18 protein-coding genes are annotated in these 20,372 nt (G+C 71.2%); 6 read left to right on the top strand and 12 right to left on the bottom strand.

From position 1 onward, the window contains the following. Positions 1 to 358: 358 nt before the first annotated feature. Positions 359 to 751 carry an SCO5389 family protein gene (locus ACFW6B_RS20710; RefSeq protein ID WP_386597913.1) on the top strand — a complete coding sequence of 131 codons (393 nt, stop codon included), beginning with the start codon at positions 359 to 361 and terminating at the stop codon, positions 749 to 751. A 104-nt stretch (positions 752 to 855) separates the two neighbouring features. Here the strand turns inward: ACFW6B_RS20710 and ACFW6B_RS20715 are convergent, their stop codons facing one another. After that, positions 856 to 1,884, bottom strand: coding sequence for an LLM class flavin-dependent oxidoreductase (locus ACFW6B_RS20715; RefSeq protein ID WP_386597914.1), 1,029 nt, complete (start codon positions 1,882 to 1,884; stop codon positions 856 to 858). Between the two features lie 243 nt (positions 1,885 to 2,127). Between ACFW6B_RS20715 and ACFW6B_RS20720 the strand changes: the two genes are divergently transcribed. Continuing rightward, positions 2,128 to 2,460 carry an ATP/GTP-binding protein gene (locus ACFW6B_RS20720; RefSeq protein WP_386597915.1) on the top strand — a complete coding sequence of 111 codons (333 nt, stop codon included), beginning with the start codon at positions 2,128 to 2,130 and terminating at the stop codon, positions 2,458 to 2,460. 46 nt (positions 2,461 to 2,506) lie between these two features. On the opposite strand, the gene ACFW6B_RS20725 is transcribed toward ACFW6B_RS20720, so the two are convergent. The 3 genes from ACFW6B_RS20725 to ACFW6B_RS20735 all read right to left on the bottom strand — a co-directional run bounded on the left by ACFW6B_RS20725 (position 2,507) and on the right by ACFW6B_RS20735 (position 5,737). Then, positions 2,507 to 3,352 carry an ABC transporter permease gene (locus ACFW6B_RS20725; RefSeq protein ID WP_386597916.1) on the bottom strand — a complete coding sequence of 282 codons (846 nt, stop codon included), beginning with the start codon at positions 3,350 to 3,352 and terminating at the stop codon, positions 2,507 to 2,509. Beyond that, on the bottom strand, positions 3,349 to 4,587 hold the full coding sequence (locus tag ACFW6B_RS20730; RefSeq protein ID WP_386597917.1) for an ABC transporter ATP-binding protein: 1,239 nt from the start codon (positions 4,585 to 4,587) through the stop codon (positions 3,349 to 3,351). The genes ACFW6B_RS20725 and ACFW6B_RS20730 overlap by 4 nt, the downstream gene beginning before the upstream one ends. Before the next feature lie 226 nt (positions 4,588 to 4,813). Continuing rightward, positions 4,814 to 5,737, bottom strand: coding sequence for a hypothetical protein (locus ACFW6B_RS20735; protein ID WP_386597918.1), 924 nt, complete (start codon positions 5,735 to 5,737; stop codon positions 4,814 to 4,816). Positions 5,738 to 5,964: 227 nt separating this feature from the next. Here ACFW6B_RS20735 and ACFW6B_RS20740 point away from each other — a divergent pair, with 227 nt between their 5' ends. After that, positions 5,965 to 6,981, top strand: coding sequence for a hypothetical protein (locus ACFW6B_RS20740; protein ID WP_386597919.1), 1,017 nt, complete (start codon positions 5,965 to 5,967; stop codon positions 6,979 to 6,981). Here the strand turns inward: ACFW6B_RS20740 and ACFW6B_RS20745 are convergent. The 5 genes from ACFW6B_RS20745 to mce form a co-directional block, all read right to left on the bottom strand. Then, positions 6,962 to 7,729 carry an ABC transporter permease gene (locus ACFW6B_RS20745; protein ID WP_386597920.1) on the bottom strand — a complete coding sequence of 256 codons (768 nt, stop codon included), beginning with the start codon at positions 7,727 to 7,729 and terminating at the stop codon, positions 6,962 to 6,964. The genes ACFW6B_RS20740 and ACFW6B_RS20745 overlap by 20 nt on opposite strands. 2 nt (positions 7,730 to 7,731) lie before the next feature. Then, positions 7,732 to 8,718 carry an ABC transporter ATP-binding protein gene (locus ACFW6B_RS20750; RefSeq protein ID WP_386597921.1) on the bottom strand — a complete coding sequence of 329 codons (987 nt, stop codon included), beginning with the start codon at positions 8,716 to 8,718 and terminating at the stop codon, positions 7,732 to 7,734. Positions 8,719 to 8,911: 193 nt separating this feature from the next. Further along, positions 8,912 to 9,847, bottom strand: a complete 936-nt coding sequence (locus tag ACFW6B_RS20755; RefSeq protein WP_386597922.1) for a cellulose-binding protein — start codon at positions 9,845 to 9,847, stop codon at positions 8,912 to 8,914. A gap of 338 nt (positions 9,848 to 10,185) precedes the next feature. Next, entirely contained in the window at positions 10,186 to 14,034 is a 3,849-nt protein-coding gene (scy, locus tag ACFW6B_RS20760; protein ID WP_386597923.1) for a polarized growth protein Scy, read from the bottom strand. A 241-nt stretch (positions 14,035 to 14,275) separates the two neighbouring features. Next, positions 14,276 to 14,716 (bottom strand): methylmalonyl-CoA epimerase, encoded by a 441-nt coding sequence (gene mce, locus ACFW6B_RS20765; RefSeq protein WP_386597924.1) that lies wholly within the window; start codon positions 14,714 to 14,716, stop codon positions 14,276 to 14,278. Positions 14,717 to 14,863: 147 nt separating this feature from the next. On the opposite strand from mce, the gene ACFW6B_RS20770 reads away from it, so the two are divergent. Next, on the top strand, positions 14,864 to 16,066 hold the full coding sequence (locus ACFW6B_RS20770) for an acetyl-CoA C-acetyltransferase (RefSeq protein WP_386597925.1): 1,203 nt from the start codon (positions 14,864 to 14,866) through the stop codon (positions 16,064 to 16,066). A gap of 40 nt (positions 16,067 to 16,106) precedes the next feature. Continuing rightward, positions 16,107 to 17,063 (top strand): methylmalonyl Co-A mutase-associated GTPase MeaB, encoded by a 957-nt coding sequence (gene meaB / locus ACFW6B_RS20775; RefSeq protein WP_386597947.1) that lies wholly within the window; start codon positions 16,107 to 16,109, stop codon positions 17,061 to 17,063. 393 nt (positions 17,064 to 17,456) lie between these two features. Here meaB and ACFW6B_RS20780 read toward each other — a convergent pair whose 3' ends face one another. From ACFW6B_RS20780 to ACFW6B_RS20790, 3 genes are all read right to left on the bottom strand, one after another. Next, positions 17,457 to 17,933: a MarR family winged helix-turn-helix transcriptional regulator gene (locus ACFW6B_RS20780; protein ID WP_386597926.1), complete on the bottom strand. Its 477-nt coding sequence runs from the start codon at positions 17,931 to 17,933 to the stop codon at positions 17,457 to 17,459. A 104-nt stretch (positions 17,934 to 18,037) separates the two neighbouring features. Continuing rightward, complete coding sequence (locus tag ACFW6B_RS20785) at positions 18,038 to 18,838, bottom strand: AIM24 family protein (protein ID WP_386597927.1); 801 nt, start codon at positions 18,836 to 18,838, stop codon at positions 18,038 to 18,040. An 84-nt stretch (positions 18,839 to 18,922) separates the two neighbouring features. Beyond that, positions 18,923 to 19,081, bottom strand: a complete 159-nt coding sequence (locus tag ACFW6B_RS20790) for an Arc family DNA-binding protein (protein WP_386597929.1) — start codon at positions 19,079 to 19,081, stop codon at positions 18,923 to 18,925. Between the two features lie 50 nt (positions 19,082 to 19,131). On the opposite strand from ACFW6B_RS20790, the gene ACFW6B_RS20795 reads away from it, so the two are divergent. After that, the gene (locus tag ACFW6B_RS20795; protein ID WP_386597930.1) at positions 19,132 to 20,361 is read left to right on the top strand and encodes an RNA-guided endonuclease InsQ/TnpB family protein; all 1,230 of its coding nucleotides are present in this window, start codon (positions 19,132 to 19,134) and stop codon (positions 20,359 to 20,361) included. The last annotated feature ends 11 nt before the right edge of the window (positions 20,362 to 20,372 follow it).

Below are 20,372 nucleotides of genomic sequence, written 5' to 3' on the forward strand. Positions count from 1 at the left end.
GGCAACGCTACTCGACCGGCGGCGGTGCACGCGATTCTCGCGCCCGTCCCGCACCCCCTTCCGCACCCGCCCCAGGACGGAACCCGGGGTTCGTCCTGTTTGTTCCCGGGGCCGGCGCCGCCCGGCCCGGCCGGCGTTTTCGCGGGTCACCCCATTGATCCTGAAGGTTCCCTGTTCTGCCGTGGCCGATTGTGGGCCTACCGGGCGCTCGCCATGTGCCCATTCTCCTGGTGCCGTTACCTGCCGATGCTTACCGTATGAACGGGAGGTCGTGATGCGTGTACTCAGCGTGTTCGATATCGCGGTCCCCGTTTCTGTCCGGCAACCCCCGAGGTGTGGGGGTGCGAGAGGAGTACCCATGTCGCTCGACGTCTCACCGGCCCTACTTGAACAGGCCGAGCGAGGCGAGGTCGATGAAGCCGAATTCGTCGACTGCGTCCGGACCTCCCTGCCCTACGCGTGGGAGATGATCAGCTCCCTGGTGGCCCAGCTGAAGGTGGACGGCGGCAACTTCGCCGACAACCAGACGCCCCCGCCGGACGAGCAGGCACGTGGCCAGCTGCTGCGTGCGCTCGCGAGTGACGCGATACGCGGTGCGCTGCAGCGGCACTTCGGTGTGCGGCTGGCCTTCCAGAACTGCCACCGGGTGGCGGTGTTCCCACTGGACGACTCGGTGGACGACACGCTGGCACGCTTCACCTCGGTCCGCAGTCAGGTGCTCAACCAGTCCCCGGAGTTCAGGGACTGCTGACGCACCGATGCCGCATTGCTTGCCGCTCCGTACGCGGGAGGTGCATTGGTACTGGGGCGGCAAGCTCCCCGCGTGTCCGGCCCCTCGGGGCCGGACCTGTGCGGTCACCCGAGCTGGGACAGCACCTCGGCCCCCAGTCGCCGTACGTTCTCCTCGGTCGCCGCCAGGTCGCCGGAACCCTCGACCAGCAGCGCGAACCGCGCGATGCCGGTCCGCTCCGAGGTCGCCGCGAGCCGGTCGGCGCACAGCCGGGGGGTGCCCACCGGGTGCAGCCCGCAGAGCAGTTCGGTGTACGCCACCGGGTCGCGCATCGAGCGGGCGCGGCCGTCGACCGTCACGTGGGCGTCCAGCCCCTGCTTCAGCCAGCCCGGCATCGCCTTGACGAGCGTCTCGACGGCGTCGGTCCTGCGGTCCGCGATCTGGCAGACGCCGGCGGAGACATGGGCGGCCGTGCGGATCTCGTCGGCCGGGCGGCCCGCCGCGCGCGCGTGCCGCCTCCACAGTGCGACCATTTCGGCCTTCTCCTCGTCCCCGACGTGCATGCCGAGGAGCATCGGCAGCCCGCGCTCGGCGGCGAGCCGGACGCTCGCGGGCGAGGTGCACGCCACGACGACCTCGGGGCCCGGCGTGCCGCTCAGCGCCTCCGACGGGCGTGGTACGACGGGGACTTCGCGGAACGAGAACCGCTCGGAGGCGGCGGAGACCGACGGATCGCGCAGCCAGCGGATCAGCAGATCGAGTGATTCCGGGAACCCGTGTTCGTATGCCGAAAGGCCCGCGCCGAAGACCTCCAGGTCGACCCAGGGGCCGCCCCGGCCGACCCCGAGCGAGAACCGCCCGCCGGACGTCAGGTGCAGCAGGGCGGCCTGCTCGCCGAGTGCCACGGGGTGGACGGTGGGCAGCACGCTGACCGCCGTGCCGACGCGGATCCGGTCGGTGCGGCCGAGCAGGTACGCGGCGAGTGTGACGGCCGACGGGCAGGTCCCGTACGGCACGAAGTGGTGTTCGGCCAGCCAGACCGCGTCGAGCCCGGCCTCCTCGGCGACCTCGGCCGACCGCACCGCGCGGTGCAGGGCCTCTCCCTGGCCCTGTCCGGGGAACTGGGCGGCGAGTACAAAACTTCCAACGTGCATCGAACTTCCTGCTTCCTCGGCTCCGACACGGAGCTCCCCCACCCGGCATAACCGCCTGACACGTGCCGAAGACACGGCCTTGCGGGGAGATTTGCGGATTGTCTGGGAATTGGGCTGTCCGAAGACCGCCCGAGGAGTGTCCGAAGGGGGATCTGTGCGGGTTGGCGGATTACGCGTACCCGTGTGCGTCCCGCGTAGGCTGGGGTCGGCCCCTGCTTCCTGTATAGCTCCGTGAGGTGTCCCTTGTCCCCGCGTCGCAACCGTCCGAAGGACTCCGGCTCGTCCGGCAGGAGCCCCGAGGAGGACTCGTCGGACCGTTACGGCGGCTGGCAGTCCACGGAGAGCTGGCAGGGCGACGAGTGGAGCGTGCGTCAGGTGGCGGGCGCGAGCGCGCAGGGCAAGACCTACCGCTGCCCCGGCTGCGACCAGTTGATCCCCTCCGGGGTGCCGCACGTGGTGGCCTGGCCGGAGCACTCGGGCGTCGACGAGCGGCGGCACTGGCACAAGGCCTGCTGGAACGCGAAGGACCGCCGCACCTCGCGGGTGCAGCGGTCCCGTAACGCGCCCAGGTTCTAGGCGACTTCGGCCGTTCCGGCCTCGGGTCCCGGGCCGGGCGCGGCCGTCACACGTCCCGGCGGTCCAGGAGCACGAAGGCGGCGACGACCGCCGCCGCCGTCACTCCGGCGAGCAGACCGAGCTGGGCGCCGCCGTGGCCGTTGTCGGCGTCCAGCTGGAAGACCTGGGCGAGGGCGTTGGGGGCGTTGTACTCCTGCATCTTCTCGCCGATCGTCCGCAGGCTGTCGGACATCATCAGGAACGCGGGCATGATCGCGGGCACCAGCACGACACCGAGCATCGTGGTGATCGCGCCCGCCGAGTGACGCAGCATCGAGCCCACCGCGAGGGCGAGCACCCCGAGCAGCGAGACGTACAGCGCGCCCATCACGACGCTGCTGCCCCAGGGGACCTGGTCGGGGTCGTCGCTGTGCAGCGTCGAGGTGAACAGACCGACGAGTCCGATCGAGAAGGCCGAGACGGCGAACGCGACCGCGAAGAAGATGACCATCTTCGCCGCGAGCACCCGGTGGCGCTGCGGCGAGGCCGTGAACGTCGTACGGATCATGCCCGTGCCGTACTCGGAGGAGACCACCAGCACGCCCAGGGTGATCAGGCAGATCTGTCCGAGCATCAGCCCGAAGAACGCGGGGATCGTGAACGGCACGTCGCCGAATTCCTCGTCCGAGGTCTGCGAGGCGACCAGGAAGCCGATGCCGATCACCAGGAGCAGGAAGATGCCGAGCGTCCACATGGTGGAGCGCACCGACTTGATCTTCGTCCACTCGGAGTGGAGCGCGTGCCCGATGTGGGTGCGGGTGACGGGGATCGGCGAGGTGTACGAACCGCCGGGCGCCGCCTGCCAGGCGGGGTCGGCGGCCTGCTGCGGCATCGGGGGCTGGGGCGTGCTCATCGGGCGTCCTCGGGCTTGGTCAGGTCGGCGGCGGGCGCGGTCGTGGGCTCGGGCGCGGCGGCGGGCACCGGCGGGCTCGCGGGGGCCTGGGCGTACGGGTTGACGTCCGGGGCGCCGGGCGCGGTGGCCGGAGCGCCGTACGGGCCGGGGGCCGCGGGAGCGCCGTAGGGACCGGTCTGCGGCATGGCGAAGGGCTGCCCGCCCTGCTGGGGCGGCGGCGGCGCGTACCAGCCGGGCTGACCCTGGCCCGCCACCGGCATCTGCGGCGGCGGCACGGCGCCCGGCGGCAGCTGCTGCTGGAGCCCGGCCTTCTGGTCGGCGGTCGAGCGGTAGTCGACGGCGCCCTGCGTCATCCGCATGTACGCCTCCTCCAGCGAGGCCTGGTGCGGCGACAGCTCCCACAGCCGGACGTCGGCGGAGTGCGCGAGGTCGCTGATGCGGGGGAGCGGCAGGCCGGTGACGCGCAGCGCGCCGTCCTGCTCGGGCAGCACCTGGCCGCCGGCCTCGGTCAGCGCGGCGGTCAGCTTCTCGCGCTGCTGCGGCTCGGTCTCGGGGGTGCGCACCCGGGCGAAGTCGGCCGAGTTGTGCGAGATGAAGTCCTTGATGTTCTGGTCGGCGAGGAGCTGGCCGCGGCCGATCACGATGAGGTGGTCGGCGGTCAGCGCCATCTCGCTCATGAGGTGCGAGGAGACGAAGACCGTACGGCCCTCGGCGGCGAGGGACTTCATCAGGTTGCGCACCCAGAGGATGCCCTCGGGGTCGAGGCCGTTGACCGGCTCGTCGAAGAGCAGCACCTGGGGGTCGCCGAGGAGCGCGGCGGCGATGCCGAGGCGCTGGCCCATGCCGAGGGAGAAACCCTTGGAGCGCTTCCTCGCCACGTCCTGGAGGCCGACGACGCCGAGCACCTCGTCCACGCGGCGGGCCGGGATGCCCGAGAGCTGGGCCAGGCTCAGCAGGTGGCTGCGGGCGCTCCGGCCGCCGTGGACGGCCTTGGCGTCGAGGAGCGCGCCGACCTGGCGGGGCGCGTTCGGCAGCTTGCGGTAGGGGAACCCGCCGATCGTCACCTGCCCGGAGGTCGGGTTGTCGAGGCCGAGGATCATGCGCATCGTCGTCGACTTGCCCGAGCCGTTGGGCCCGAGGAACCCGGTGACGGCACCCGGCCGGACCTGGAAGGAAAGGTTGTACACGGCCGTCTTGGCGCCGTAGCGCTTCGTCAGGCCGACTGCCTCGATCATTCTCCGCACCCATCGGAAGGTTCAGGACCTCGGGGCGCACGCCCCCGTAAGGGTTAGGAGGATATCCGGGCGCCGACGGTTCCACTCAAGGGGAAGTAAAGTCACGCCCATCGGCAGGTGAAAGATCCAGTAGAGCGCGAAGTTTCGTACGACCGTTCTGTCAGGTACCCGTCTTTCCGGGTGGGCGGGAAAAGGGAATTCACGCCATCGCGCCGACGGGAAAGTCTCAGGGGCGGTCCGGCAGCGAATCGTCCAGCGGCGGAAGATCGTCGTAGAGCCGCAGCTCGGCCGAATCGTCGAGGTAGGGCAGGAAGTCGGTCTGCGGCAGCACCCAGCCCTCCTCGCCGAAGACCAGCGTGCCCGCCTCGCGCAGCGACCGGTCGGCGCCCGCGCGGCGCACCCAGGTCGCGGGATCGGGCCCGAGCAGGTCCCGCAGGCGCCCGGAGCCGGCCAGCAGGGCGGCGAGCAGCTCGGACTGGTCGCCGCCACCGGGACGGGGCCGCCCGGTCCCCGGCTCGGCGAGCACGCCGTGCGCGCTGAAGTAGATGTACGCGCCGCCGAGCCGTTCCCCCGAGGGCATCGTCATCGCGAACGCGTCGCCGGGCAGTATCGCCCGCCGGTAGTCGGGGAACTCGGTGTCGTCGACGGCCTTGAGCTGCGTCGAGTCCAGCCAGGTCACCACGAGCGTCGTCTCCGCGTCCGAGTCCACGTACGGCGTCCCGGCCACGTAACCCGCCGGGCTGATGTGTCCTGAGCAGCCCACGCCGATCCCGCGCACCCGCACCGGGACCATCGGCACCGTCGCCGGGAGGCCCAGCCGGGTCAGCTTGTGGGCGACCTGCCCGGGGGAGGCGTTCGAACCGACGGCGATGACCGGGTGGCGCCGCCCGGTGCCCACCTGCCCCAGGCCGGCGAGCGCCTCGTCGAGCCGCCGCTGCTCCTGGCGCTCCTCCACGTACCACTCGCCGAGCCGCAGCGGCCGCACGTCGAGCTGGAGCAGCTCGTCACCGGTCAGCAGGGACGGCTCGGTGGTGGGCCGGCCGGGATAGGTGAGGGGCTCCTTCGCGGGCACGTCGCTCAGGCCCAGTGCCTCGAGGCTTCGGTCCGTCGTCGTCACGGTGACGTCCTCCCGGGGTGGTGTCGCGCGCATGCGGGCACAGCCTTTCACGCGAGATGGACCTCGTCCCTCACCCGATGTCTACCCGGCGCGGGACCCGGTCTCCCCGGCTGGGCGCGGTTGGCCTGAACCGACACCGGGAATGATGTCGCCCCTATTGTATGGGGGCGGGTGAAATCGGTTACGGGGGAGGCGAGTTGAGGCTGATGAGGCGAGGTCCGGGACGGCCGGGGCGAGGGCCGTCGCATCCGCGCTATCGCATGTCCGTTCGCTGGTGGATCGCCGGACGCACCCTCCACGCCCTGCTGCTGATGGCGCTGGGCGCGCTCGCAGCGCTCTCGGTCGTCGTGGCGGCGGCGTGGACGCTGACCGAGGACTCGAAGCGGTCGACGGCCGAGCGCTTCTCGGACGGGGAGCGGTTCCTCGACCTCAGCCTGAGCGTGCTGCGCGCCTGCGTCGGCACCGACAGTCTCTCCCCCGAATCCGACAGCACCGCCCACCAGCTCCTCGCCACGCTCGCCTCCGTGACCGGCGCGATGGTGCCGGCGGTGCTGCTCGGCATCGCCCTGATCAAGCTGTTCGCGCTGCGGCCCTTCGTCTGGCGGCGGCGGGCCAGCATCTCGCACGCCTGGACCGCCGACTTCCCGGGCTACTCGCGGAGCCACGCGGACAGCGACCACGCCATCATCGCCGTCCGCTTCTACAACCGCTTCGACAACCTCTCGGTCGTCGACCTGCGGGCCCGCGCCCATCTGCGTTATCTGGAGCGCTCCCCGCACGACGGCAGTCTCGTCATCTACAAGCAGTGGCTGAAGGTCCTGGACGCGCAGGGCGTACCGGCCGACGAGCGGAGCTGGCTCGCGGTCGAGCGGGGGGCGCCCTTCACGGTCTGGATACCGGTCGAGGCACCGGTGCCCGAACTGCCGTTCCGCCGGATCCAGGGCAAGGACCTGTCCCGCTCGTCCGGGGTGAAGCTGCTCGTCCGGCTGACCGCGCGGACCGTCGGCCTCGGCACCGAGGTCGCCGACGAGCGCTGGTTCGACCTGGAGGCCGGGGACTTCGAACTCGGCCGTTTCGTGCCCCTCCGGCCGGACCTCGGCAGGGACGTGTGGCAGTGGGAGGGCTGGTCCGAGTTCGACGGGCTGCTCCACCCCGGCCCGGACGGCGACGGGCCTCCCGGCCGGGACGGTGACGAACCCCCTGGCCCGGACGGGAACGAGCCCCCGGACGAGGAGGGGAACGAGCCCTCCGGCCGTCCTACGCGTCCCGTTTCCTGAGCAGCGCGTACCCGCCCGCCAGGGCCACGGCCACCCACAGCACCATGATGCCGAGGCCGCCCCAGGGACCGTAGGGAGTGTCGTCGAGGGGCGTCACCACCCGCAGGATCCTGCTGCCGGCCTGGTCGGGGAGGTAGCGGCCGACCTTCTTGGTCGCGGAGACCGCGCCCAGGATGTTGGAGATGAGGAAGAAGAACGGCATCAGGATGCCGAGCGAGAGCATCGGCGAGCGCAGCATCGCCGCGACACCCATCGAGAAGACGGCGATGAGCGTCATGTAGAGCCCTCCGCCGATCACCGCGCGCAGCACCCCCGGATCGCCGATCGACGCGCTGTGCGTGCCGAGCGCCGCCTGGCCCACGAAGAACGTGACGAAGCTGGTGACCATTCCGACGGCCAGCGCGAGACCGGCCGCCACCGCGACCTTGCTGAACAGGAAGGTGCCGCGCTGGGGGACCGCCGAGAGCGAGGTGCGGATCATGCCGGTGCTGTACTCGTTGCCGACGACGAGCACCCCGAACACGATCATCGCGAGCTGGCCGAGGGTCATGCCCGCGAAGCTGATGAACGTCGGGTCGAAGACCAGCTGGTCCCGCGCGCTCATGTTGTCCCACTCGTTCGCGGAGAGGACCGAGATGAGCAGGCCGAGCGCGATCGTGACGACCGCCGCGAGGCTCAGCGTCCACACCGTCGACGACACGGAACGGATCTTGGTCCACTCGGACCTGAGGACCTGGGCGACCGCCACGGTCAGCCCTTCTTCCAGTCGCTGCCCCACCGAGGGGCGGGGGGCGCGGACGACGGGGCCGGCGCGAGGTCGCGCTCCGGCATTCCGTCGTGCGCGTGGTACTCCACCGACTCCGCGGTCAGCCGCATGAACGCCTCCTCCAGCGATGCCTGCTGAGGGCTCAGCTCGTGCAGCACGAGGCGGTGCTGCGCGGCCAGTTCCCCGATGCGCTCCGGCTTCCCCCCGTCCACCTCGAGCGCCCCGCCGCCCGTCTCGACGGCCGTGATCCCCGCGCCCCTCAGCACGTCGAGCAGCCGCTCGCGCTGGGGGGAGCGGACACGGACGTAGCTGCGCGAGTTCTGCCGGATGAAGTCGGCCATCGAGGTGTCGGCGAGCAGCCTGCCCTGGCCGATGACGACGAGGTGGTCGGCGGTCAGCGCCATCTCGCTCATGAGGTGGGACGAGACGAAGACCGTACGGCCCTGGGAGGCGAGTGATTTCATCAGATTGCGGATCCAGTGGATGCCCTCGGGGTCGAGACCGTTGACCGGCTCGTCGAACATCAGGATCCGCGGGTCGCCGAGCAGCGCGCCCGCGATGCCGAGCCGCTGGCCCATGCCCAGCGAGAACCCCTTCGTCTTCTTCCGCGCGACCGCGGTGAGGCCGACGGTGTCGAGGACCTCGTGCACCCGTGCCCTCGGGACGCCGTTGCTCTGCGCGAGGCACAGGAGATGGTTGAAGGCGCTGCGGCCACCGTGCACGGCCTGCGCGTCCAGCAGCGCGCCGATGTACTTCAGCGGGTCCCTGAGCTGTTCGTAGTGCTGTCCGTCGATCCGTACGTCGCCCGCGGTGGGACGGTCGAGCCCGAGCATCATCCGCATCGTCGTGGACTTCCCCGCGCCGTTGGGGCCGAGGAAGCCGGTCACGATGCCCGGTCTGACGGCGAAGGTGAGGTTGTTGACCGCCACCTTCTCGCCGTACCGCTTCGTCAGCCCCTCGAGCTCGATCATGCGGCCACGCTAAGACGGCCCCCGGGGGCCTGCCACTTGGCGGGGGAGGGCCCCGCCGGCACGGCACGGCACGACCGGATCGGATCGGGACGGACGGGGGCGAGGCGGGTGGGAGGAGGGCGGACAGGGGCAGGGCGCGACAAGGGCCCGCGCCCTCGGCAGAGGGAACGGGCCCCGGTGTCGTGCCGTGCGGTTACCGGGACTGCTGCGCCGGGACCCCGCGGGAGACCGGCTCGTCCTCGACCGGGCTGGTGGTGGCGGCCACCGCGGCGCCCGTGAGCGTCGCGAGCATCTCGCGGACGTTCGTGAGCTGCGCGTTGATCGAGTCGCGGCGGTTGGTCAGGGCGGCCAGCTCGCGCTCGGATTCCGAGCGGATGCGGTCGGCCTTGGCGTTCGCGTCGGCCACGATGTCCTCGGCCTGGCGCTGAGCCGTCTCCACCGTCTGGCGGGCGCGGCGCTCGGCGTCCGTGCGCAGCTTCTCGGCCTCCAGACGGAGCTGCTCCGCGCGGTGCTCGATCTCCGCGAGGCGCTTCTCGGCCTTGGCCTGCCGCGCCGCGAGGTCCCGCTCGGACTGCTCGCGGCGCTTGGCGAGGTTCGTCTCGAAATCGGCGGCGGCCTGGGCGGCCTTGGCGCGGGTCTCCTCGAAGAGGGCGTCCGCCTCCTCACGCTTGGACGCCGCGTCCTTCTGCGCCTCGGAACGGAGCTGAGCGGCTTCGCTCGTGGCCTTCTCGACGATCCGGACACCCTCGTCCTCCGCCTTGGCCTTGCGGTCCGCGGCGAACGACTCTGCGTCGTTGCGCACCTGCTGAGCGGCCGACTCGGCGAGCTCGCGGTGCTGCTCGGACGCGCGACGGGCCTCCTCGCGCAGGTCCTTGGCCTCCTCCTCGGCGAGGCGGAGGATCTTCTCGACGCGCGCGCCGAGCCCGGCGTACGACGGCTCGGCGTCGCTGACCTGGGCCTGGGCGTTCTGCGTTTCGAGATGGAGTTCCTCGATGCGCTTTTCAAGGGCGGTGATACGGGCCAGAGCGCTGTCACGGTCGGAGACGAGCTTCGAGATGCGTTCGTCCACCTGAGCGCGGTCGTATCCACGCCGCACAAGCTCGAAGCCGTAGGGGGAAGTGTCGCTCATGGGGTTCCTGTCGAATGAGACCGGTGAGGTGATAGGTGGAATCCTAGGGGGCAATGCGGTGTGTCATCGAGCGGATACGTGTTTGATCTGGAGAATGACACCCCTTTTGGGTGGCCACCCCTGGGAACACTTGCCGGAACCTGTGACAAACGTCCCAGAAAACACGCAATTCACACCTATGCCCGACGGCCTGCCCGCACCTGCGGCCGGTGGCCTGTCCGCACCCATGGCCGGTGGCCTGTCCGCACCGATGGCCGGTGGCCTGCCCGCACCTGTCGCCGACGGTCTGTCCGGCGGATCACGTCGGAGAGCCGACCCGGTCCGCCGGACGGCCGGTCCTAGCTCTCCGACCCCTTGCCACCCGACCGGGCCGACCCCGCGGACGCGCCCGCCCTCATCCCGCCGTCCTTGCCGGCACCGGGGGCCTCGAAGGACTCCAACGCTTCCAGGACGTCCTGGACACGGGAGATCTCCGTGTTGATGTCCTCGCGCCGACGGACCAGGACCTCCAGGTCGCGCTTGCCCTCCTCGACGGCGGCCTTCGCCTCCTGAATGGCCTCGGACCTGATCTTCTCCGCCTCGCCGACCAGCGAGGACTTCTTCTGTTCGGCCTCCTTGAGGAGCCCCTCGGCCTTGCGCACGGCGGCGATACGGACCTTGCTCGCCTCGGAGTTCGCCTCCGCCAGCAGGTCCTTGGCCTTCGCCTCGGCCTCGGCGAGCTGTTCCTCCGCGGCCTTGATGAGCGCGTCGCACCGGTCGCCCGCGTTCTTCATCGCCTCGGACGACTCGTGGCGCGCCCGCTCGTGCAGCTCCTCGATCTCGGAGGTGACACGGTCGCGCAGCTCCTCGGCACGCTCCCGGATCGCCGTGGCGTCGCGGCGCGCGCCGATCAGCAGCTCGTCCGCGTCCGCACGGGACCGCTCCACCAGCGTGTTGCCCTCGACGGTCGCCTCCGAGACGAGCCGCTCGGCCTCGCCACGCGCCACACCGACCATCGTGTCGGCCTGCGACTCGGCGTCCGCCGTCGTCTTCTGCGCGCTCTGCTGTGCTTCCGAGAGCAGCTTGTCCGCCTCGGCCGCCGTCTCGGTGATGAGCGTGTCGACCTGCTCGGCCGCCTCGGAGCGCTTCTTGTTGGCCTCCTGGCGCGCCTCGTCCAGCAGCCGCTCGGCCTCCTCGCGCGCCGCCGCGGTACGCCGCTCGGCCTCCTCCGTCGCCCGCGCCTTGAAGCGCTCGGCCTCGGTGCGGATCCGCTCGGAGTGCTGCTGGGCGGAACCGACCGCCTCGGCGGCGTCGGCGCGCAGCCGCTCCGCGTCACCGGTCGCGTCCGAGATGAGCTTCTCGGCCTTCGCCACGGCCTCCGCGCGTACCCGCTCGGCCTCGGCCGCGGTCTCGTTCCCGAGCCGCTCGGCCTCCGCCGCCGCCTCGGTGATGAGCGTGTCCACCTGGGTGGCCGCGTCCGAACGCATCCGGTTCGCGTCCTCCCGGGCGTCCGCGCGGGTGCGCGCGGCGTCCTGGTCGGCGTTCGCGATGGCGTCCGACACCTCGGTGCGCACCCGCTGGGCGTGGTCGGCGGCGTCCGAGCGCATCCGCTCCGCCTCCGCGACCGCGTCCGTGACCGTGCGCTCCGCGAGCGCGCTCGCGGCCTCCGCCGCCTCGCTCGCCTCGCGCCGCAGCCGCGCCGCGTCCTCGCCGGCCCGCTCGCGCTCGGCGTACGCGTCGGCGCGGACCCGGTCCGCCTCCTCCTGCGCCTCGGTGCGCGTACGGTCCGCCGCGTGCTCGGCGGCCGAGCGCAGCCCGGTGATCTCCTCCTGGGCCTGCTCGTGCAGCCCGGCCACCGAGTCCCGCACCTGCTGCGCGGTCTGCTCGGCGTTCGAGACCATCTCGGTCGCGCGCCGCTCGGCCTCCTCGACGAGGCGTACGGCCTCGGTCTGGGCCTCCTCGACCCGCTTGCGCGCGGAGGCGAGGAGCTCCTCGCTCTGCTCGCGGGCCCGCTCGCGCTCCTGGTCGGCCTCCTGGCGCGCCGAACCGAGGGTCTCCTCGGCCTCACGGCGGCGCCGGGCGGCCTCCTCCTGGGCGGCGGCCAGCGTCTCGGCGCCCTCGGCCGCCAGACGCTCGGCGGCGGCCTGCGCCTCGCTGCGCACCCGGTCGGCGCTGTCCTGGGCCTCCGACTTCAGCCGCTCGGCCTCCGCCGCGGCCTCCGAACGCAGCCGGACCGCGATGGACTCGCCCTCGGCACGGGACGCCGACGCGTCCGCCGCGGCCTCGTCGCGCAGCCGGTCGGCCTCCGCCGACGCCTGCTCCTGGAGCGTACGGATCCGCTCGGCGGACTCCGAACGCAGCCGGTCGATCTCCTCGGAAGCCTCGCGGCGGATCCGCTCGGCCTCCGCGCGCGCGTCCGTCAGCGCCTGCTCGGCGGAGGCCAGACGCTCCTCGGCCTCCGAGTGCTGCCGGGCCAGGCCCTCGGCGGCCTCGGCCTGGCGTGCCTCCACGGCCCGCTCGGTCTCCTCGCGCTGCCGCTCGGCGGCCCGCTCGGCCTCGGCCGCGATCGCCTCGGCCCGCTCCTCGGCCTCCGACTTCAGCCGCTCGGCCTCCGCACGGGTCCGCTCCAGCGTCTCCTCGGCCTGCCGGCGCAGCGCCGTGGCGCGCTCGATGGCCTCGGTGCGGACCTTCTCGCTGTCCGCCGTGGCGGCCTGGCGCAGCTCGTCCGCGTCCGCCTTCGCCTTGCCGAGCAGCTCCTCGGCGGTCCGGGCGCCCTCCTCGATCTGCTGGACGGCCTCGCGCCGGGCCTCGGCACGGATGCGCTCGCCCTCGGCGACCGCGTCCGAACGCAGCGTCTCCGCGTCACCGCGCAGCCGCCGCGCCTCCTCCTGGAGCTCGACCGTCTTGGCGCGGTACTCCTTGGTGTCGTCCTTCGCCGTGCCCTTGAGCTGCTCGGCGATGTCGTGCGCCTCGGCGCGCAGCCGGTCGGCCTCGGTCTCCGCCTCGGTGCGGATCCGCTCGGCCTCCTCGGAGGCCGCCTTCGTGGTCCGCTTGGCCTCCTCGGACGCCCTGTTCAGCACGTCCTCGGCGGTACGGGCCGCCTTGGCGAGCTGGGAGGCGGTCTCCTCGGCGGTGAGGCTGCGCGCGCTCTCCTCGGCCTCCGCGACGATCGTCTCGGCCTTGCTGCGGGCGTCGGCGACGATCTGCTCGGCGTCGGACTTGGTGGTCTCGGCCTCCTGGTTGGCCTCGCTGACCAGCCGGGCGATCTGCTCCTTCGCCGTCCGGGTGCGCTGTTCGTTGACCGACTCGGCGCTGGCGATCGCCTTCGCCGCGGCTTCCTTGGCCTCGTTGAGGACCTTGTCGGCCTCCGTCTGGGCCTCGCGCAGCGCGGTCTCGGCGGCGCTCATCCGCTGTTCGGCGGCCCGGCTGAGCTCGGCGGCCTGACGGCGGGCGTTGTCCGACTCGTTCGCCGTGGAGCTGCGCAGCTGCTCGGCGTGGTCGGTGGCCTCCTGGGCCTGCGTCGAGGCGGCGTTCAGCAGCCGCTCGGCGTCCGTGCGGGCACGGCGCAGCAGCGCCTCGGCCTCCGCGCGGGCGGCCTCGGCGTCGTTGGTGAGCCGCTGGCGCGCCTCGGCGACGATCCGCTCGGCCTCCGCGCGGGCCGTGGCGAGCGCCTGCTCGCCCTCGGCACGCGACTCGTCCACCAGGCGCCGGGCCTGGGACTCGGAGCGGGCGCGCAGCTGCTCCGCCCACGCCACGTTCTCGTTGACGTGCGACTCGACGGTCTGGCGCCGTTCCGCCAGTTCCTGGTCGAGCTGCTGGCGCCGGGTGACGGCCTCCTGGTGCAGCTCGGCCTGGAGCCGGGCGGCCTGCTCGGCGTGCTCCTGGAGGAGACGCTGCGTCTGTGCCCGTGCCTGGCTGATCTCGCGCTCGGCGTCGACGCGCAGCTGGTCGGCCTGCATCTGGGCATTGCGGAGCATCTGCTCGGCCTGATAGCCGATGTCGGCCCCGTCGTAGGCAGGACGGGTCGCCAGACTGCGGCGCGCCTCGTGCAGCTTGGCGCGCAGCACCTCGACCTGATAGCCGCGGTCCTCGGCGTGCTGGACGGCCTTCTCCCGCTCGGTCTTCAGCCGTTCCATCTCGGCCTCGAACCGAGAGAGGTGGTCGACGTCAGCCGCCGGCTCTCGCTCCTGGCGTTCGTAGCCCCGCACTGCGCGGTCCCATCCGTCCCCTGGTCACGTAATTCCGAACGAGCACCGTTCTTCGGCCGAACGGGGCCCCCGGGGAATGGTGTCAGATCAACGGCGGAGCACGGGCTGCTGCCCCGACGCTCGCCCCCCGAAACCTGGACCCCGGCCCTTGGTCCCGCTCGCCGGAAGGCGCCAGGACCACGGCCGTCTCCCGCAAAAGGCGACGGCCGACCCCAACCCTACCGGCCCAGATATACGGAGGTCAGTGCTCAGGTGACTCAACCGCCGCCGAAGTGACCAGTTCCGTCAGTACTCCGTGGCAATCCTTGGGGTGCAGGAACGTGATCCGGGACCCCATGGACCCGGTCCTGGGCTCGTCGTAGAGCACCCGGACGCCCTTGTTCCGGATGTCCGCGGCGTCCCCGTCGACGTCCGCGGTGCCGAAGGCGATGTGATGCACGCCCTCGCCGTTCTTGGCCAGCCATTTGCCCACGGCCGAGTCCTCGCGGGTGGGCTCCAGCAGCTGGAGGTAGGAGGCGCCGCCGTCGGACGTCTCGTTGATCTTGAGCATGGCCTCCCGGACGCCCTGCTCCTCGTTGACCTCGGAGTGGAAGACTTCGAAGCCGTACGTCGCACGGTAGAACTCGACAGTCCTGTCGAGGTCGAAACAGGCGATCCCGATGTGGTCGATTCGCGTAAGCATGGAGTCAGTGCAGCGCTCCCGGCGTGGTTACGCAACGTGCGCGCGATCACACTGCGGGCCGGATGACGGGTGGCCTACCGCTCAGTACATTCTCAGTAAACCCTCGTTCACTCCTCGGCTGTGCAGCCGGTAAGGGGATCGCACCTCATGTCTGGAACGAACAGCAACACCTCGGTGATCGTCGCGGGCGCCCGTACGCCCATGGGACGGCTGCTGGGCTCGCTGAAGTCCTTCTCCGGGGCCGACCTCGGCGGCTTCGCGATCAAGGCCGCCCTCGACCGCGCGGGCATCGGCGGCGACCAGGTGCAGTACGTGATCATGGGCCAGGTGCTCCAGGCCGGGGCAGGGCAGATCCCGGCGCGCCAGGCCGCCGTCAAGGCGGGCATCCCCATGAACGTCCCGGCGCTCACCATCAACAAGGTGTGCCTCTCCGGCCTCGACGCCATCGCCCTCGCGGACCAGCTCATCCGCGCCGGCGAGTTCGACATCGTGGTCGCCGGCGGCCAGGAGTCCATGACGAACGCCCCGCACCTGCTCCCGAAGTCCCGCGAGGGCTACAAGTACGGCGCGATCGAGATGCTCGACGCCATGGCGTACGACGGTCTGACGGACGCCTTCGAGGGCATCGCCATGGGCGAGTCGACGGAGAAGCACAACACCCGTCTGGGCATCCCGCGTCCGGTGCAGGACGAGCTCGCCGCCCTCTCCCACCAGCGCGCGGCGACCGCCCAGAAGAACGGCATCTTCGAGGCGGAGATCACACCGGTCGAGATCCCGCAGCGCAAGGGCGAGCCCGTCGTCTTCAGCAAGGACGAGGGCATCCGCGCCGAGACCACCGCCGAGTCGCTCGGCAAGCTGCGCCCGGCCTTCACCAAGGACGGCACCATCACCGCCGGCAGCGCCTCCCAGATCTCGGACGGCGCCGCCGCCGTGGTCGTGATGAGCAAGGCCAAGGCGCTGGAGCTCGGCCTGGAGTGGATCGCGGAGATCGGCGCCCACGGCAACGTGGCGGGTCCCGACAACTCCCTCCAGTCGCAGCCCTCGAACGCGATCCTGCACGCCCTGAAGAAGGAGGGCCTGGAGGTCGGGGACCTCGACCTGATCGAGATCAACGAGGCCTTCGCGGCGGTCTCGTACCAGTCGATGAAGGACCTCGGCGTGTCCACGGACAAGGTGAACGTCAACGGCGGCGCCATCGCCCTCGGCCACCCGATCGGCATGTCCGGCGCCCGTCTCGTGCTGCACCTGGCCCTCGAACTGAAGCGGCGCGGCGGCGGCGTCGGCGCGGCCGCCCTGTGCGGCGGCGGCGGTCAGGGCGACGCGCTGATCGTGCGGGTGTCCAAGGCCTGACCCGCTTTCGCACGACCGACATCTCGTGAACGGAGCTGTGATGCAGGACGTCTCCTCGCTGGTGACCCAGGCCAGGGAAGGGCGGCCGCGGGCGGTGGCCCGGCTGATCTCCCTGGTGGAGGGCGCGGCACCGCAGCTCCGTGAGGTCATGGCCGCGCTGGCCCCGCTGTCCGGCAACGCGTACGTGGTGGGACTCACCGGCTCGCCCGGCGTCGGCAAGTCGACCTCGACGTCGGCGCTGGTGACGGCCTACCGCCGGCAGGGCAAGCGGGTCGGCGTGCTGGCCGTCGACCCGTCCTCGCCGTTCTCCGGGGGCGCGCTCCTCGGCGACCGCGTCCGGATGTCCGACCACGCCTCGGACCCGGGCGTGTACATCCGCTCGATGGCCACGCGCGGCCACCTGGGCGGGCTGGCCTGGTCGGCCCCCCAGGCGATCCGCGTGCTGGACGCGGCGGGCTGCGACGTGGTCCTGGTGGAGACCGTCGGCGTCGGCCAGTCGGAGGTCGAGATCGCCTCCCAGGCGGACACCTCGGTGGTGCTGCTGGCCCCCGGCATGGGCGACGGCATCCAGGCGGCCAAGGCGGGGATCCTGGAGATCGGCGACGTGTACGTCGTCAACAAGGCCGACCGCGACGGCGCCGACGCCACCGCCCGCGAGCTCAACCACATGCTCAGCCTCGGCGAGTCCCGGGGGCCGGGGGACTGGCGCCCGCCGATCGTCAAGACGGTCGCCGCGCGCGGCGAGGGCGTCGACGAGGTCGTCGAGGCCCTGGAGAAGCACCGGGCGTGGATGGAGGAGCGCGGGGTCCTGGCCGAGCGCCGGCTCGCGCGGGCGTCCCAGGAGGTCGAGACGATCGCCGTCACCGCGCTGCGCCGCCGCATCGGCGACCTCCACGGCGACCGCCGTCTGAGCGCCCTCGCGGAGCGCATCGTCGCGGGCGAACTGGACCCGTACGAAGCCGCCGACACCCTGATCGAGGGCCTGAAGGAGAGCTGAGCGGACCGCCGGTCCAGGGCCGCGGAGAGCCGGGACGGGCGGCGCGGCGCCGGGCGGCCCCGCTCCGGGGCCGGTCCGCGTGCCCCCGTACCCGGCGCGCTCCGGCGTACCGGTGTGCGGCCCGGTGCGTCCGCACACCGGCGAGTGCGTCCACCCGTCCGGCACGCCCCCTCGTGGAGCGACCCCGGCGCGGTGCGCCGGGGTCGTGGCGCGTTCCCCACGGCCGGGTCGGCGACCGCCCTGGTCCGCGTGCGAAGCGCACGGACCCCGCGTCCGGAGGTGGACGCGGGGTCCGTGCGGCCGGTGGCGTGCGGTCCGGGGTGACGGGCGGCGCGCGGCAGCCCGGCCGGGTCGTGCCGTCGGGACCGTGCCGCGGGCGAGGGCGCCCCGCTCCTAAGGCTTGCCGCGCTGTCCCATCAGGTGTTCGGCGATCGGGCGCAGGGACTTGTGCAGGTCCTCGAGCGCCTCGGGCGACAGCAGGTCGATGAAGTGCCGCCGCACGGACGCCACATGATGCGGCGAGACCTTCTTCATCGTCTCCATGCCGTGCTCGGTGAGTACCGCGTACAGTCCCCGCCGGTCGGACTCGCAGTTCTCCCGGCGCACCAGGTCCGCGTTCTCCATGCGGGTGATCTGGTGCGAGAGCCGGCTCTTGGACTGGAGGGTGGCGGAGGCCAGGTCGCTCATCCGCATCCGTACGCCCTCCGACTCGGAGAGGTTCACCAGGATCTCGTAGTCGTTCATCGTCAGCCCGAACGGCTGAAGGTCCCTCTCAAGCTGGTACGTCAACAGCCTGTTGACCTCCAGGTGGGTGCGCCAGGCGCACTGCTCCGCATCGGTCAGCCAGGGCGTGGCCGTCTCGGTCTCCATAAATGAAGTCTACCTAAAATGTTGAAATGCGAACTAGTGAGGGGTTATGTGACTGTGCGCACGCGTTCGATGCGCGTTCGACGTCACACTCCGCAGACTACCGCTCACAGCCCGAAGCGACGCTGGAGGTCCCCCAGCTGTCCGGGAAGGCGCGGTGCCCCGGCCTGCTGCCCGTGCTGACCGGGCACCCCTCCCGCGCCCGGCACTCCCGCCTGCTGCGGGACCGCCCCCGTGGCCTGCTCGGCCATCAGGATCTCGGTGGACTGGAGCAGCACCGTGCCCGCCCCCACGAACTCGAACTGGTGCTCCTCGCCGGAGGCCCCGCCGAGGCCCGTCATCGCACGTAGACCGCCCATCACGCCCGTCATGTACCCGTGGTCGTAGTGGTGGCAGGGGGAGGGGCAGTCGGCCCACCCGACGAGGGCCTGGGGGTCGACCCGGATCGGGGGTTCCATGAACACCACCGGACCGTTGGACGCCGCCACGAACTTGCCGGTTCCGATCAGTGTCAGAAAGCCCGGCACGATCGACTGTTTGAGCGCGAGACTTGGCTGAAAAGCGAGCAGGTTGCCGGAGCGAACGGTCAGGTTGCCGTCTTCCAGGTCGTACGAATTCACGTCGAAGGCCCGGTCGGCGAGCAGCATCTTGCCCGAGCCCTGCGCCACGACCCAGTCGCTCGCGTGCAGTGGCGAATGGAACGACGTACGGACGAGACGGTCGAGCCGGCCGTGCCCGATGCCGTCGAACTCGATCGATCCGTAGTAGGCGATCATCTTGCCCTTCTGCAGGAACCACTGGCTCCCCTTGAGCTCCACGCAGAAGGTGTAGTTGTTGACGTTGTCGTCGGCCGGCAGCGACATCGGATCGTGGATCACGGGACCGCCGGGAACTCCGTACCCGCTCACGTGATTCCTCCAGGGGTGCCCCGGCCTTCAGGTCCGGGAGAGGGCGGACGCCTGTGGAACGGCGTAGGAAAGGCGGGGTCGCCGTCAGGGCGATGGGGAATCTTCCGGCTGGCGGGTGAGTGCGACCTCCAGGAGGTGCACGATTTCACCGTTGACCGACCTGCGGTCTCGCTTCGCCAGTGCGGCGAGGCGGTCGTGGAGCTTGCTGGGGAGTCGCACGGTGATGCGTTTCTCTTCATCCATGCCGCCATTGTAGTTGCCTGGTGACGTAGAGTTGCCATATGTTTGACGTCATGACGACAGCAGAACGACAGGTGAAGGATGTCGGGTGCGCCCGATATGCCTATCGCCTGCGCGTGTCGTCGTCCGCCCATGCGGCGCTGGAGGCGGAATGGGCGCGGTGTCGGTGGATCTGGAACGAATGTGTGGCCCGGTCGAAGAAGGCGTACGCCGAGGGCGAGAAGTGCGGCCCGGCCGGGTTGGACAGGATGCTGACCGAGGCCCGTACCGTGAACGCGTGGTTGCGCCAGGGATCCTCGGTGCCGCAGCAGCAGATCATCCGCGACTTCGGCAAGTCCCGTGCCAAGGCGCTGAAGGATGTCAAGGCCGGACTGCCGCAGCGCCAGCGGGCTGGGATGCCGAGGTACAAGAAGAAGCACACGGCCGACCCGTCGCTGAACTACACACAGCGTGGGTTCCGCCTTAAGGGCGGGCGCCTGCACCTCGCGGGCGGCATCACCGTGACGGTGGTGTGGTCGCGGGACCTGCCTGGGCCACCGTCCTCCGTGCGCGTCCACTGTGACAGCCTCGGTCACTGGTACGCCTCGTTCGTTGTCGCGACCGTCGCTCAGGCCCTGCCTGTCACCGGGCGAGACATCGGCATCGACTGGGGCGTCAGGGAAACCGCGACCACCACCTCGGACGCCCACGACCTGCCCCACGCCCAGCACGGCAGGAACGCCGCGCAGCGCCTGGCCCGTTATCAGCGGATGACGGCCCGCAGGAAGCCCCAGCGCGGACAGACCGGTTCGAAGGGGTATCGCGAAGCGCGGAAGCAGACCGCGAAACTCCACAAGAAGGTCGCCCGACAACGCGAGGACACCGCCCGCAAGTGGGCGAAAAAGGTCGTGCGTGACCACGACCGTCTGGCCGTCGAGGACTTCCGCCCGAAGTTTCTTGCCAAGACCACGATGGCCCGCAAGGCCGCTGACGCCGCGATCGGCGCGACCAAGCAGGCACTGATCCACATGGCCCGCAAGCACGGCCGCGAACTGTACTTCGTCAATCCCGCGCACACCACGATGGACTGCGCACAGTGCGGGGCGAGAACCAAGCACGCGCTACCTCTCTCTGAACGAACCTATGCCTGCACCGCATGCGGAGCCGTGTCCTCCAGGGACAAGAACTCCGCCCGCGTGATGCTCGTCCGGGCTGGTCTCAACCCGGCTGGTGCTGATCGTGTAAGAGCTGCTGGATCGCCGGTCCACAGCCAGCGTGAGCCAGGAATCCCTCTCCTTCTTTAGGAAAGGGAGGA

Origin of the sequence: Streptomyces sp. NPDC058751, assembly GCF_042746485.1 — a bacterium.
In the GTDB taxonomy this organism is placed as follows: Bacteria; Actinomycetota; Actinomycetes; order Streptomycetales; family Streptomycetaceae; genus Streptomyces.